Consider the following 14,884-nt stretch of genomic DNA (forward strand, 5'->3'; position numbering starts at 1 on the left):
GGGTGAGTCTCGAGGGAAGAGCCGCAGCGCTCGAAGCGCTGGCGCAGGGCCGCGGCGCGGTCGTCTGGCAGCGGCTGATCGCCGACATCGAAACGCCGGTTTCGGCGGCGCTCAAGCTGATCGAGCCGGGGCGCGGCGACTGGGTACTCGAATCGGTCGAGAGCGGCGAGACGCGCGGGCGCTACAGCCTGCTCGGCCTCGACCCCGACCTGATGTTCGAGGTCACCGGCGACGCGGCGCGGATCAACCGCGACTGGCGCCGTGACCGCGATGCGTTCCAGCCGCTGGAAACTCCGGCGCTCCAGGCGCTGCGCGACCTCGTCGCCGAATGCCGCTTCGACGTGCCCGACAGGCTGCCCAAGGCGCTCGCGACGCTTGTCGGCTTCTTCGCCTATGAAACGATCGGCCTCGTCGAGCGCATCCCGCGCGCGCCGGGGCCGGGTCTCGGCTTGCCCGACATGGTCTTCGTGCGCCCGACGACGATCCTCGTGTTCGATCGCCTCGCCGACGAACTCTTCCTGATCGCGCCGATCTGGCCCGACGACGGTGCGCCGATCGACCGGATGATCGAGGCGGCGCAGGACCGGCTCGACACCATCGCCGCGCGGCTGTCGAGCGTCAGCGCGCACACCGACCGCGCGTCGACCGACGCGCTGCCGACCGATATCGCCGCGAACCCCGCGACCACGCCTGCGCATTTTGCCAAAATGGTCGCGACCGCGAAGGACTATATCGCCGCGGGCGATATCTTTCAGGTCGTGCTGTCGCAGCGTTTCTCGACGCCGTTCGACCTGCCGCCCTTCGATCTCTATCGCGCGCTCCGCCGGATCAACCCCTCGCCCTTCCTCTATTTCCTCGACCTCCCCGGCTTCGCGCTGATCGGTTCGTCGCCCGAGATTCTCGTGCGAGTGAGGGACGGCGAAATCACCATCCGCCCGATCGCGGGCACCCGCCCGCGCGGCCGCACCAGCGCCGAGGACGCCGAGAACCGCGAGAGTCTGCTCGCCGACCCCAAGGAACGCGCCGAGCATCTGATGCTGCTCGACCTCGGCCGCAACGACGTCGGCCGCGCCGCGATCGGCGGGACCGTCACCGTAACCGACAGCTACACCGTCGAATTCTACAGCCACGTCATGCACATCGTCTCGAACGTCATCGGCCGCATCGCGCCCGACAAGGACGCGATCGACGCGCTGTTCGCGGGTTTTCCCGCGGGCACCGTCAGCGGCGCGCCCAAGGTCCGCGCGTGCCAGATCATCGCCGAACTCGAAGCCGATGCACGCGGACCTTACGCGGGCGGCGTCGGTTATTTCGCGCCCGACGGCAATATGGACAGCTGCATCGTGCTGCGCACCGCAATCGTCAAGGACGGCGAAATGCATGTGCAGGCGGGAGCAGGCATCGTCGCCGACAGCGATCCCGCCTATGAACAGCGCGAGTGCGAGGCGAAGGCGGGTGCGCTGTTCGCGGCGGCGCGCGAGGCGGTGAAGCTGGCGGGTACGCCGGGGTACGGGCAATAGCTTGACGGGTGCCGAGCGGACGCTAGCGTCCGGCCATGCATAAATATCTTGCCCCGCTCGCCCTGCTGCTCGTCGGCCCTGTCCCCGCTCACGCCCAGGCCGTCGAGGGTGCTGTCGAAGGCGATGCAATTCTCAAGGATTTCGCCTTCGCCAACGGCGAAAAGCTGCCCGAGCTCAAGATCCATTATACGACGCTCGGCACGCCGCAGCGCGATGCCAAGGGCGATGTCACCAACGCCGTGATGATCCTCCACGGCACCGGCGGCACAGGAAAGCAATTCTTCCAGCCGCAATTTGCAAGCGAGCTTTTCGGCCCCGGCCAGCCGCTCGACACGACGAAATATTACGTCATCCTGCCCGACAATATCGGCCACGGCGGCTCGTCGAAGCCGAGCGACGGGATGCGCATGAAATTCCCGCGCTACGACTATAATGATATGGTCAGCGCCCAGCATCGGATGCTCACCGAAAAGCTCGGCGTGAAAAAGCTGAAGCTCATCCTCGGCACCTCGATGGGCTGCATGCACGGCTTTGTTTGGGGCGAGACCTGGCCCGATTTTGCCGAAAAGCTCGCGCCCTTCGCGTGCCTGCCCGTCGAGATCGCGGGCCAGAACCGCATGTGGCGCACGCTGTCGATCGACGCGATCAAGGCCGATCCGCTGTGGAAGGACGGCAATTACACCGATCCGCCCGCGGCGGGCCTGCGCACCGCGGCCTCGCTCAGCATGATCGCGGGCGCCAATCCCTATGCGCTGCAGGCGCAATATCCGACGCGCGAAGCGGCCGAGAAATACAAGGATGAGGCGTTCGCCCGCACCTATGGCCGCAACGATGCGAACGATACGATCTACCAGCTCGACAGTTCGCGGACCTACAACCCCTGGCCGAACCTCGAAAAGATCAAGGTGCCGGTGCTCTGGATCAATTCGGCCGACGATTTCATCAACCCACCCGCCTATGGCATCACCGAAAAGGCGGCCGCGCGGCTGAAGACGACGAAGTTCATCCTGATCGCGGCAACCCCCGAAACCAAGGGCCACAGCACCCACACCTGGGCGAAATTCTGGAAAGACGATCTTGCGAAACTGATGGCCCAATAGGTCCCTTTTTTCCGTCATCCCCGCGAAGGCGGGGATCCCGCTATTGATGCGCGGACGAAGCCGGGAAGGAAGCGGGATTCCCGCCTTCGCGGGAATGACGAAGGAAGAGTTGAACCGTCAAAAGCTTCTTGTTCTTTCCCCACCGCTCCAAAATCGTTACGGCCCGACCCATGATCCTCGTCATCGACAATTATGACAGCTTCACCTTCAACCTCGTTCACTATCTGATCGAGTTGGGGGTCGACGTGCGTGTCGAACGCAACGACGCGCTGACCGCGTCGCAAGCGCTCGCCACCGGCGCCGACGCGATCCTGATATCGCCCGGTCCCTGCACGCCGAACGAAGCGGGAATCAGCCTCGACCTCGTCGCGGCCTGTGCCGAAGCGCGTCGCCCGCTGCTCGGCGTGTGCCTCGGCCACCAAGCGATCGGCCAGCATTTCGGCGGCACCGTCCAGCGCGGCCATTTGATGCACGGCAAGACCTCGCCCGTGTGTCACGACAACAGCGGGCTCTACGCCGGCCTGCCCTCGCCGTTTCAGGCCACACGCTACCACAGCCTCGAGGTCGTCGACATTCCCGCAAGCCTCGTGATCAACGCGACCAGCGACGACGGCGCGGTCATGGGCTTCCGCCATGTCGACCTCCCGATCCACGGCGTCCAGTTCCACCCCGAAAGCATCGCGACCGAACATGGCCATGCGATGCTCGCCAATTTCCTGAAAATTGCGGGGTTGCCGGTCGGCGAACGGAAAGCCGCATGAGCCGTTTCGGTCCGTTTCCCGATCCCGCCGGCCTGCTCGAACATGACGAGGCCGCCGATGCCTTTGCAACGATGCTCGACGGCGGTGCCAGCGACGAGAATATTGTCGAATTCCTCACCGCGCTCTCCGACCGCGGCGAAACGATGGTCGAAATCGCCGCCGCCGCGCAGGCGATGCGCGACCGGCTGATTCCGATCGATGCTCCTGCCGGCGCGATCGACGTCTGCGGCACCGGCGGTGACGGCCATCATACGCTCAACGTCTCGACCGCCGTGTCGATCGTCGTAGCGGCGTGCGAGGTTCCGGTCGCAAAGCACGGAAATCGTGCGGCTTCCTCAAAGTCGGGCGCGGCCGATACGCTGGAGGCGCTCGGGCTCGATATGGAGCGCGCCGACAGGCAGGCCGAGGAACAGCTTGCCGACCTCGGCATCTGCTTCCTCTTCGCGGGGACGCGGCATCCCGCGATGAAGCGCATCATGCCGATCCGCAAGGCGATCGGACGCCGGACGATCTTCAACCTGATGGGGCCGCTCGCCAATCCCGCGCGCGTCACGCGCCAGCTCGTCGGCATTGCACGCCCCGCCTATGTCCCCGTCTATGCCGAGGCGCTGCACCGGCTCGGCACCGAGCATTCACGCGTTATTTCGGGCGACGAGGGGCTCGACGAACTCTCGCTCGCGGGCGGCAACGAGGTCGCAGTGGTCTTGCCCGAGGGCGTGCGCATGCAGCGCAGCGTGGCCGCCGATGCGGGGCTTCCGACGCGTTCGCTCGCCGAAATCCGCGGCGGCGACGCCGAATATAACGCAAAGGCGCTGCGCCGCCTGCTCGAAGGCGAGCCCGGCGCCTATCGCGACGCGGTGCTTTATAACGCCGCCGAAGCGCTCATCGTCGCGGGCGTGGCCGACACACCGCTCGAAGGCGTCGAGGAAGCCGCCGAGGCGATCGACAAAGGTCTTGCCAACGCGCTGCTCAATTGCTGGATCGCCTATAAATGAACAAGCTCACCCAAATTCTCGAAACCAAGGCCGACGAAGTCGCCGAGCGCCGCGCCGCGCGCTCCTTGGCCGACCTCGATGCAATCGACGCAGGCCCGGTGCGCGGTTTCGCCGCCGCATTGCAGGCAAAGATCGATGCGGGCGACTTCGGCCTGATCGCCGAAGTGAAGAAGGCTTCGCCTTCCAAGGGACTGATAAGGGAGGATTTTGACCCTGCCAATCATGCGCGCGCGTATGCGGCGGGTGGGGCGGCGTGCCTCTCCGTCCTCACCGACGCCCCTTATTTTCAGGGGCATGAAGATTATCTGATCGCAGCGCGCGCTGCCTGTCCGCTCCCCGCGCTCCGCAAGGATTTTATGGTCGACCCCTGGCAGGTCGCCGAAGCGCGCGCGATCGGCGCCGACGCGATCCTGATCATCGTCGCCGCGCTCGACGACGGCGCGATGCGCGAGATCGAGGCCGCAGCGATCGAGCGCGGGATGGACGTGCTCGTCGAGGTGCATGACGAGGCCGAACTCGACCGCGCGCTGGCCCGGCTCCAGTCGCGACTGATCGGCGTCAACAACCGTGATCTCCGCACCTTCGAAACCGACCTCGCCGTCACCGAACGTCTTGCAAAGCTGGTCCCGCCGGGCACCCTGCTCGTCGGCGAAAGCGGTATCGCGAGCCATGCCGACTGCGAAAGATTGGCGGAGAGCGGTGTCCGTGCCTTCCTCGTTGGCGAAAGCCTGATGCGCCAGGATGACGTCACGGCGGCAACGCGCCAGCTGCTCACGGGCGCCGCGGCGTGACGCGGCCGACGCACCTCGACGAAAGCGGGGCTGCGTCGATGGTCGATGTCGGCGCCAAACCGGCGACGCAGCGTCGCGCGGTCGCCGGTGGGCGGATCACCATGTCGCCGTCCGCGCTCGACGCAATCCGCAGCGGCAATGCGCCGAAGGGCGACGTACTCTCGACCGCACGCATCGCCGGGATCATGGCCGCAAAACGCACCGCCGACCTCATCCCGCTTTGCCATCCGCTCGCGTTGACTAAGGTCGGCATCGATTTCGCGTGGGAAGACAGCGGCATATCGGTCATTGCTACCGCGCAGACGACGGGCCCAACCGGGGTCGAGATGGAAGCGCTCACCGCGGCGTCGGTCGCGCTGCTCACGCTTTACGACATGGCAAAGGCGCTCGACCGCGCGATGATACTCGGCGACATCCGCCTGCTCGAAAAGAGCGGCGGGCGCTCGGGCGACTGGCGCGCCGAATGAGCGGGCTGCTTCCCGTCGAGGAAGCGCAAGCCCGGCTGCTCGCGCTGCGTGCGCCGCTAGCGAGCGAAAATATCGCCTTTTCCGAATCGCTTGGCCGTTATCTTTCAAGCGATGTCATCGCTGTGCGCGACCAGCCCTCCGCGCCGCTGTCGGCGATGGACGGCTATGCGATCCGTTTCGACGATCTGCCCGGGCCATGGTCGGTCATCGGCGAGGCGGCCGCCGGGACCGCACCCGACAGCATTGTGAAAGCCGGCGAGGCGATGCGGATTTTCACCGGCGCGATGCTTCCTGACGGCGCCGACACGGTGATCGTCCAGGAAGACGTCACCCGCGACGGCGCGCGGCTAACCCTGAAGGGCGATGGTCCCGGCACGCGCGGCCGCCACATTCGCGCGCGCGCCGCCGATTTCGCCGCGGGCGATTGCCTGCTGCCGGCGGGCACGCGCCTGACCCCGGGCGCCATCGCCGCGGCGGCGATGAGCGGTGCCGGCCAGCTTGCCGTCGGCCGCCGTCCGCGCGTCGCGATCCTCACCACCGGCGACGAACTCGTCCAGCCGGGACACCCGCTCGCCCCCGGCCAGATTCCCGACAGCAACGGCGCGATGCTCGCCGCGATGCTCGTCGGCGAGGTTGCCGAAACGATCCTGCCGCACCATCTCCGCGACGACCGGGCGACACTTGCAAAAATTCTCAAGGAGTTGGCGCGACGTCACGACGTCATCGTCACCGTCGGCGGCGCCTCGGTCGGCGATCACGACCATGTCCGCGGCGCGCTCGAAGACGCCGGCGGCCAGCTCGATTTCTGGAAAATCGCGATGCGCCCGGGCAAACCGCTGATCGCCGGCACGATCGGCGATGCGATCCTGCTCGGCTTGCCCGGCAATCCGTCGTCGGCCTATGTCACCGCGACATTGTTCCTTCTCCCGCTCGTCCGCCACCTTGCCGGCGCGCGCGATCCTTTTCCCGCCGTGCACCGGGCACCGCTCGCCGCGGCGCTGGCCGAGGGTGGGACGCGCCGCGACTATCTTCGCGCGCGACTCGAGGGCGGGCAGCTAACTCCGCGCTTCGGGCAGGAAAGTGGGCTCACGCTGCCGCTTGCATCGGCCAATGCCTTGTTGATCCGCGACATTGGCGCGGCGGCGCGCGCGGCAGGCGACATGGCGGACTATATCGTCATCGCTTGACAAGTTCCGCTTTGTTCCACTATCGTTCTCAATATGTCCGGAACTGGCATCATGGAGAACGACCGATGTTGACCGCAAAGCAGCATGAGCTGCTCCACTTCATCCAGGAACGTCTCGACACGAGCGGCATCTCGCCCTCGTTCGAGGAGATGAAGGAGGCGCTGGGCCTGAAGTCGAAATCGGGCATACATCGCCTGATAAGCGCCTTGGAAGAAAGGGGCTTTCTCCGCCGCCTGCCCAACCGCGCACGCGCGCTCGAGGTGCTCAAGGTGCCCGAGGCTGCGAAAGCCACGACGCCGGGACGTGAAAATGTCATCCCGCTCCGCAAGGCGCCCCCGGCACTCAAGCCGATCGCGGCCAACGACATCATCGAGGTTCCGCTGCACGGCAAGATCGCAGCAGGCGTACCGATCGAGGCGTTCGAGGATCACAACAATCTCGCCGTCCCCGCCGCGCTGCTCGGTTCGGGCGAACATTATGCGCTCGAAGTGTCGGGCGACTCGATGGTCGAGGCGGGCATTTTCGACGGCGATTATGCGCTGATCCAGAAAGCCAGCACCGCGCGCGAGGGCGATATCGTCGTCGCGCTGGTCGACGGGCAGGACGCAACGCTCAAATATTTCCGCCGCGAAGGGCAGATGATCCGCCTCGACCCGGCGAACGCTGCCTATGAACCGCAGCGCTACCCCGCCGACCGCGTCATCGTGCAGGGGCGCCTGTCGGGATTGCTTCGTCGTTACCACTAAGCTGCTGCGGCAAGCGCCAAGGATGCCCGTCGCCCGCTTTGAGCGTGGCGACGGCTTCGGGCTTTTCGCCCAGATAGAGCGCCAGCCCGCCGCTTGTCGCGAGGCTGTCGCGATCGATCGTCATCCAGCGCCCCGCGCACTCGTGCGGTAACCAGCGGTCGCTGATCACGACGTCGGCGGCTGTGCAGGCCGCCGCCATTTCCGCACCCTCGATCCGGTCGCGGCCACGCGAGGCGAGGATGATGCGCCGCGCAGCGCCCTCGCCTTGGCTCCAGCGGCAGAAATCGCGATTGCACTCGACATGATCGAGTTCGGTAAGGGCGGCGAGCGGAGCATCGACCCCGGCGGCCTCGGCCATGCTGTCGCGCACATAGTCGCCCGCCTTGTCGCGGAGCAGCGCATAGCTGCCATCGGGCATCGCGGCGGCGATATGGCGGCCGTCGCCGGTGACAAGCAGGTCGGGGCGCGGCTGGACAAGCAGCGCCGCCATGCCGATCGCCAGCGGCACCGCGCCGATGCGGCGCCACCCTGTCTTCCAAAGCAGCAACCAAAGCCCTCCGAATACCGCCAAGGCAAAACCCCAGCGCGGAAAGCCCGGCATCATGGCGACCGCACCCGGCGCATCGGCGACACCGTGCGCCAACCCGATCAGTGCGAGCAGAGCCTGTTCGGTAATCCACCAGAAGGGCGCGCCGAGCCCCACGCTGTCGAACAGCAAGGCGAGCGCCTCGGCGGGCATGATGACAAAGGTTGTCAGCGGTATCGCGACCACATTGGCGAGCGCGCCGTACAGCCCCGCCTTGTGGAAATGGAACAGCGCGATCGGCGCGAGCGCGATTTCGACGACAAGGCCGGTAAGGAGCAATCCCGCCACGCCGCGTCCCAAGCGGATCACCATTGCCTCATCCCGCCGGGCGAGGAAGGCGTGCATCGGCCGACTTTCATGCAGCGCAATGATCGCGGTGACCGCTGCAAAGCTCAGCTGGAAGCTTGGCCCGGCGAGCGACTCGGGGCGCCAGATCAATACGATCAACGCGCCCGCGGCCACCAGCCGCAGCGTCAGCGCCTCACGGCCCATAAGAAAAGCGATGAGCACGAGCAGCGCGGCGATGAACGAGCGCAGGGTCGGTACCTCGGCCCCGGCGAGCAACGTATACCCGCCGCCGGCGAGCGCCCCGGCGGCCGCGGCGAGGGGCAGGACATAGCCCGCCAGTGCGAGCCTCTGGCTGAGCGCGAGGAGCCGCATCGTGAGCAACATCGCAAAACCGACCACGGCGGTCACATGCAACCCGCTGATCGACAGAAGATGCGCCAGTCCGCTGCGGCGCATCGCCTCCTCGTCCGCTTCGCTGATAGCGCCGCGATCGCCTGTCACCAGCGCCGCAGCAATGCCTCCTGGAGATCCGTCGATCTGGTCGTGGATATGCGCGCTAAGCCGCGCTCGCAGCGGCGGGGTTACGGCGCCTTTCGCCGGTACGCGCGAAACTTCGCCCAGCACTGTCCCGACGGCCCCGATCCGGTCGAACCAAGCTCGCTGCGCAAAATCATATCCGCCCGGCAGGCTCGCGGTCGGTGGCGGCATCAGACGCGCCCTGACCCCAATCGTTTCGCCGTCGGTAAGGGTTGCCGCCTGCTCGCTGCGCAGGGTCAATCGCACGCGCGGCGGCAGGTCGGAACGGTTCTGCGGCAGAGCGAGAATGCGAATTTGGCCCTTGGCGGGCAGCGGCTCGGCGCGCTCGACGATCGCGGAAAATTCGGTCACCACCGGTCCCGCCAGAACCGGCGCCGCGACCCAGACGGCGCGTGTCCAGATGAGCAGCACGCCCGCCGCCATCACGCTGCATCCCACGACAACAAGCCGTCCGAGGCGGCTTTGCCAGCCGATCAGCAGGCCCGCGCACAGGCCGCCCGCGAGCAAGAGCAGCAACCCGATCCAGTGCGCCGTCGCGGGTAGCGCGAACCAGGCTGCGATACCGGCGCCGAGCGCGACCGGCAGCCAGAGCCCGATCCGCTCGCGCTCGGCTTCCAGCCGCGTTTCGAACGCGTTACCTGCACCGCGCCAGATACTTGTCCAGCGCGCGGCAATGGGCGTTTGAAGCTGCCTTGTCGCCATGCTAGGGGCACCCCCGATCCCCGCCCAGAATGGCGGCAAATTGAGTGAAAGAGGCCATGGTGGCAACCGAAAACCAAACCAAAGTGGCAGAAGCGAATCCCGAGGCAAGCGGCGCCGACGTGGTGACGCGTTTTGCGCCCTCGCCGACCGGTTTCCTGCACATCGGCGGCGCGCGCACCGCCTTGTTCAACTGGCTGTTCGCGCGGCATCATGGCGGGAAATTCCTGCTTCGCGTCGAGGATACCGATCGTGCGCGTTCGACCGACGCGGCGATCGACGCGATCATCGACGGGATGCAGTGGCTCGACCTCGACTGGGATGGCGAGACGGTGTTCCAGTTTGCGCGCGCGCCGCGCCATGCCGAGGTTGCGGCGGAACTGCTCGCGAAAGGCGAAGCCTATCGCTGCTACCTGACGCAGGACGAACTCGCCGCGATGCGCGCCGAGGCGCAGGAAAAGCGCCTGCCCTTCCGCGTCCGCAGCCCTTGGCGCGACCGCGACGACGGCGACCCGTCGGTTCCGCACGTCATCCGCCTGCGCGCGCCGCAGGACGGCGCGGCGACCATCGCCGATAAGGTTCAGGGCGATGTGACCGTCCAGAACGCCGAACTCGACGATTTCGTCCTGCTGCGCAGCGACGGCACGCCGACCTATATGCTCAGCGTCGTCGTCGACGATAATGATATGGGCGTGACGCATGTGATCCGCGGTGACGACCATCTCAACAACGCGTTCCGCCAGCTCGCGCTGATCCGGTCGATGAACTGGCGCGAGCCGGTCTATGCGCATGTTCCGCTTATTCACGGCGCCGACGGCGCGAAGCTGTCGAAACGCCATGGGGCGCTCGGGGTCGACGCGTATCGCGATGAAATGGGCTATCTGCCCGAAGCGGTGAACAATTACCTCCTCCGCCTCGGCTGGGGACATGGCGACAATGAAATCATCAGCCGCGCGCAGGCGACCGAATGGTTCGACCTCGCGCATGTCGGCCGCTCGCCGTCGCGTTTCGATTTCAAAAAGCTCGAGAATCTGAACGGCCATTATCTCCGTGAGGCTGGCGATGCCCGGCTCGCCGATCTGGTGGCGCCGCGGGTCGAAAAGCTGGTCGGCCGCGCGCTGGACGGCGCCGATCGCGAACTGCTGACGCGCGCAATGGAGTCGCTGAAACCCCGCGCCAAGACGCTCGACGAAATCGCCGATGGCGCAATTTTCCTGTTCCAACCCGACCCGTTGCCGGTGGACGAAAAGGCGGCCGAGGTGCTAAGGGCCTCGCCCGAAGGCCTGCTTGCCGCGGTGACAGAGCGGCTGCGCGGGCTGAACGACTGGACGATAGAAGAGCTGGATGCGGCCGTGCGCGCCGAAGCCGAAGCCGCCGAACTGGGGCTCGGAAAACTCGCGCAACCCCTACGCGCTGCACTAACCGGCCGAACCATTTCCCCAGGAATTTTCGACGTGCTGCTGTTGCTCGGACGAGATGTCAGTCTGGCCCGACTTGACGCAGCGCAACATTATCCGGCAGGGGCGTAGCCACTCTCTCTCCCCGCTGTCAGTACAGGGAATAAAATATGACCGACACCGCGAAAATCACGCTGGGCGACACGACCGTCGACAGCCCTGTCCTGTCGGGCACCGTCGGCCCCGACGTCGTCGATATCCGCAAATTCTACGCCCAGACCGGCGCCTTCACTTACGATCCCGGCTTCACCTCGACCGCGAGCTGCGAATCGCAGATCACCTATATCGATGGCGACGAGGGCGTGCTGCTGCACCGCGGTTATGCGATCGGCGATCTCGCCGAACATTCGAGCTTCATGGAAACCTGTTACCTGCTGCTCAACGGCGAACTGCCGAATGCGCAGGAACTGGCCGATTTCGACACGACGATCACGCGCCACACGATGCTGCACGAACAGCTCGCGACCTTCTATCGCGGTTTTCGCCGCGACGCGCACCCGATGGCCGTCATGTGCGGCGTCGTCGGCGCGCTCAGCGCTTTTTATCACGACTCGACCGAGATCCACGATCCGCACCAGCGGATGATCGCCAGCCACCGCCTGATCGCAAAAATGCCGACGATCGCCGCGATGGCTTACAAATATTCGGTCGGCCAGCCCTTCGTCTATCCCGACAATTCGCTGAGCTACACCGGCAATTTCCTGCGCATGACCTTCGGCGTGCCCGCGGAACCGTATGAGGTGAACCCGGTCGTCGAACGCGCGCTCGACCGTATCTTCATCCTCCACGCCGATCACGAACAGAATGCGTCGACCTCGACCGTCCGCCTCGCGGGTTCGTCGGGCGCCAATCCCTTCGCGTGCATCGCCGCGGGCATCGCCTGCCTGTGGGGCCCCGCGCATGGCGGTGCAAACGAAGCCGCGCTCAACATGCTGCGCGAAATCGGCCGCCCGGAACGCATTCCCGAATATATCGCGCGCGCGAAGGACAAGGACGATCCGTTCCGCCTGATGGGCTTCGGTCACCGCGTCTATAAAAACTACGATCCGCGCGCGACCGTGATGCAGAAGACGGTGCGCGAAGTTTTCGAAGCGCTCAAGGTCAACGACCCGGTGTTCGAAGTGGCGTTGCAGCTTGAGGAAATGGCGCTCAACGATCCCTATTTCATCGAGAAGAAGCTTTTCCCGAACGTCGATTTCTATTCGGGCGTGATCCTGTCGGCGATCGGTTTCCCGACGACGATGTTCACCGCGCTCTTCGCGCTCGCCCGCACCGTCGGCTGGGTCGCGCAGTGGAACGAAATGATTTCGGACCCCGCGCAGAAGATCGGCCGCCCGCGTCAGCTCTACACCGGCGCGGCGCATCGTCCGTTCGTCCCGGTGGGCCAGCGCTAAGCGCTCAAAGATCGGAAATTTCGAGCGGCGGCGCAGGCGACTGTGCCGCCGTTTCGATTCAGGCTTCGCGCGCCGGCAGGCTCAGCGTAAAGCGCGCGCCCTGGCCCGGCGCGCTGTCGACGGTCAGTTCGCCGTCCATCGCGCGCGCCAGGCGGCGGGCGATATAGAGGCCGAGGCCCGAACCGCCGCTGTCGGTGCGGCCGAGCCGCTCGAACTTCTCGAACACCACGGCCTGCTGCTCGGCGTCGATCCCCTGCCCCTGGTCGGCGACGGTGACCATCGCGCGGTCGCCGTCACGGTCTACGCGGATCCATATCTGCGAATTATCGGGCGAGTAGCGGATCGCATTGCCGAGCAGGTTGAGCAGCACCTGCAAAACGCGGCGAAACTCGCCGGTGGCCGGCGCCCGGTCGTCGGTCCGCGGCGCATCGATGCGGATGCCCTTTTCCTCTGCCTTCATGCCGAGCAGGCCCACCGCGCGGCGCGCCAGATCGCCCAAGTCGATTTCGTCGGCGGCCGCCTTGAACCCGGGCCGTTCGATATTCTGAAGATCGGCCAGATCGTCGACGAGGCCGAGAAGGTGCCGCCCCGCATGCGCAATATCGCCGGCATAGCGCGCATAATCGGCGCGGATCGGGCCGTCGAACTGCCCCGAAATCGTCTCCGCCGTCGCGATGATGCGGCTCAGCGGGCCGCGCAGCGCGCCATCGATGCGGCGGCCGAACTGCGGATCGGACAGCGGGAGCGATCCGAACGCCGGATCGACGAGCGCCCCGCCCCCCTTCGGTTCGGCGGGCACCTGATCTTCGGCGACGACCGCAAGCCCGCGAAACCCCGTGAAACGCCCCGTGGCGTCGAACAAGGCTTCGCCCGACAAAGTCATCGCGATACCCGCCGCCTGCACGCGCTGGCTTTCAAAGCGCGACTGGCGCGCGAGCGCGCGCAAGACAGGAAAGCGCCCGTCTTCGTCGGGCTGGAGCTCGAACAGTTCCGACAGCGAGCGGCCTTCCCAACCGCCCGGAATGGCGGGCGCATCGGGCGCGGCGTGCAGCGCTACCAGGCGCAGCTGTTGGTCGCATTCCCACGTCCAGCTTTGCGGTACGGCGGCGCTGTCGGCAATCACAGGCACCTGCGGCTGCATCACCGGGCGTGTACGCCAGTCGCTGATCTCGAGACTCGCGCCGTCTGCATCGGGCGTGATGCGGACGAGCGCGTGGATGTCGCTATGGTCGTCGGCGGCGTATAGGGGCCGGCTGATGTCGCGGTGAAGCCGCTGCGCCAGCGCGACGAGCCGCGCGAGGTGCGGCAGCGCGAGCGGCTTATCGAGCCCCGCGCCCGCACGCTGCTGCAGGCGCAACAGCGGCGCATCGGCGCTGACCAGCACCCCCGACCGATCGATCCGGCCCCGGATGATGCGCTCACTCATCGCTGCTCGCATCGGCCACCGCGCGTGCGGGCAGCATAACCAGCGACGCCTCGATCGGCGCCAGCGCCGCGTGATCGAGGCGCAGCGGTGCGAGAAGCGATGGCAGCGCGGCGCTTTCGGCGGTCAGGAGCGTCATCGCCATATCGTCATAGGCGCGGCGGTGCGCCGCCGCGGCGAGAGCGATCAGCGTCGGCCAATTGTGGCGTGCGATCGCCGCGGCCGCCGCGGCGGGCAATGCAGCACCCAAAACCTCGTAATAGGCATGTCCGGCGTCCGCCATACCGGTTTCGTCGGCCTGCCGTTCGATCGCGATGCGGACCGCATCGCCCAGATCGGCGGCACGTCGCTTGTCGCCGCTCACCTCGGCCAGCCGCCACGCGGCGATATCGAGCAGCAAGGCGCGGAAAGTTTCGCCGTCGAGATCGGCGATCGCCAGCGCCGGGTTGCCCAGCGCGTCGAAGCGGCGGCGGTCGGCGATCTGCAGCGCGAGATAAGCGCGGTCGATATCGGACAGCGGCACGCTCTCCGCTGGCGCATCGGCGTGGGCTGTTTCGGGTTCGGACAGAACCGGCGGCGGGCTGGTTCGTTGCCCCGATTGCTCGCGCCAGCGATGCTCCTCGGCGCGCGCGAAACAAACGCCCGCCAGCCGCGCGGCGCATGGCAATCCGCCGCGAAGCCACTCGTTCCACAGGAGGCCCGGATCAATACGGGGATCGAGCCTTGCCGCGACATCGACGACCAGTCGGCGCGCGACGCCCAAGGACAGCGCGCGCTGCTCCTCGGTGAGCCGCCCGGCAGCCGGCGCGGCCAGATAGCCCGCCAGTTCGCGCAGGCGCGCAGACAGCGTCGGCGACGGCGTCTCGGTGCCGGGAGAGGAGACGGATTCACTCATGCGTATCCGCCAATAACAGCATAGCGTTAATAGGCGTT

At 66.5% G+C, this 14,884-nt stretch carries 13 protein-coding genes; 10 read left to right on the forward strand and 3 right to left on the reverse strand.

What is annotated here, in order from left to right:
• Positions 1-2: 2 nt before the first annotated feature.
• From ACTJI5_RS01645 to lexA, 8 genes are all read left to right on the forward strand, one after another.
• Entirely contained in the window at positions 3-1,520 is a 1,518-nt protein-coding gene (locus ACTJI5_RS01645; protein WP_310253667.1) for an anthranilate synthase component I family protein, read from the forward strand.
• A 35-nt stretch (positions 1,521-1,555) separates the two neighbouring features.
• A complete protein-coding gene (locus ACTJI5_RS01650; RefSeq protein WP_310253669.1) occupies positions 1,556-2,620 on the forward strand; it encodes an alpha/beta fold hydrolase in 1,065 nt (354 codons plus the stop codon).
• 170 nt (positions 2,621-2,790) lie between these two features.
• Positions 2,791-3,381, forward strand: a complete 591-nt coding sequence (locus ACTJI5_RS01655) for an anthranilate synthase component II (protein ID WP_439511977.1) — start codon at positions 2,791-2,793, stop codon at positions 3,379-3,381.
• Positions 3,378-4,376 (forward strand): anthranilate phosphoribosyltransferase, encoded by a 999-nt coding sequence (gene trpD / locus ACTJI5_RS01660; RefSeq protein ID WP_440859179.1) that lies wholly within the window; start codon positions 3,378-3,380, stop codon positions 4,374-4,376. The genes ACTJI5_RS01655 and trpD overlap by 4 nt, the downstream gene beginning before the upstream one ends.
• Positions 4,373-5,167, forward strand: coding sequence for an indole-3-glycerol phosphate synthase TrpC (gene trpC, locus ACTJI5_RS01665; RefSeq protein ID WP_440859180.1), 795 nt, complete (start codon positions 4,373-4,375; stop codon positions 5,165-5,167). The genes trpD and trpC overlap by 4 nt, the downstream gene beginning before the upstream one ends.
• Positions 5,164-5,634 (forward strand): cyclic pyranopterin monophosphate synthase MoaC, encoded by a 471-nt coding sequence (gene moaC / locus ACTJI5_RS01670; RefSeq protein WP_440859181.1) that lies wholly within the window; start codon positions 5,164-5,166, stop codon positions 5,632-5,634. The genes trpC and moaC overlap by 4 nt, the downstream gene beginning before the upstream one ends.
• Positions 5,631-6,821 (forward strand): molybdopterin molybdotransferase MoeA, encoded by a 1,191-nt coding sequence (locus ACTJI5_RS01675; protein ID WP_440859182.1) that lies wholly within the window; start codon positions 5,631-5,633, stop codon positions 6,819-6,821. Before moaC ends, ACTJI5_RS01675 begins: the two co-directional genes overlap by 4 nt.
• A 65-nt stretch (positions 6,822-6,886) precedes the next feature.
• Entirely contained in the window at positions 6,887-7,567 is a 681-nt protein-coding gene (lexA, locus tag ACTJI5_RS01680; protein ID WP_440859183.1) for a transcriptional repressor LexA, read from the forward strand.
• Here the strand turns inward: lexA and ACTJI5_RS01685 are convergent.
• On the reverse strand, positions 7,521-9,680 hold the full coding sequence (locus ACTJI5_RS01685) for a ComEC/Rec2 family competence protein (protein WP_440859184.1): 2,160 nt from the start codon (positions 9,678-9,680) through the stop codon (positions 7,521-7,523). The two genes, lexA and ACTJI5_RS01685, sit on opposite strands and share 47 nt — an antisense overlap.
• A gap of 56 nt (positions 9,681-9,736) precedes the next feature.
• Between ACTJI5_RS01685 and gltX the strand changes: the two genes are divergently transcribed.
• Both gltX and ACTJI5_RS01695 read left to right on the forward strand, forming a co-directional pair.
• Complete coding sequence (gene gltX, locus ACTJI5_RS01690; RefSeq protein ID WP_440859185.1) at positions 9,737-11,206, forward strand: glutamate--tRNA ligase; 1,470 nt, start codon at positions 9,737-9,739, stop codon at positions 11,204-11,206.
• 38 nt (positions 11,207-11,244) lie between these two features.
• On the forward strand, positions 11,245-12,528 hold the full coding sequence (locus tag ACTJI5_RS01695; RefSeq protein WP_056374768.1) for a citrate synthase: 1,284 nt from the start codon (positions 11,245-11,247) through the stop codon (positions 12,526-12,528).
• A gap of 58 nt (positions 12,529-12,586) precedes the next feature.
• Here ACTJI5_RS01695 and ACTJI5_RS01700 read toward each other — a convergent pair whose 3' ends face one another.
• Positions 12,587-13,954 (reverse strand): sensor histidine kinase, encoded by a 1,368-nt coding sequence (locus ACTJI5_RS01700; RefSeq protein WP_440859186.1) that lies wholly within the window; start codon positions 13,952-13,954, stop codon positions 12,587-12,589.
• A complete protein-coding gene (locus ACTJI5_RS01705) occupies positions 13,947-14,846 on the reverse strand; it encodes a hypothetical protein (protein ID WP_440859187.1) in 900 nt (299 codons plus the stop codon). Before ACTJI5_RS01705 ends, ACTJI5_RS01700 begins: the two co-directional genes overlap by 8 nt.
• Positions 14,847-14,884 lie beyond the last annotated feature (38 nt).

Source organism: Sphingopyxis sp. 22461 (assembly GCF_052044915.1).
In the GTDB taxonomy this organism is placed as follows: domain Bacteria; phylum Pseudomonadota; class Alphaproteobacteria; order Sphingomonadales; family Sphingomonadaceae; genus Sphingopyxis.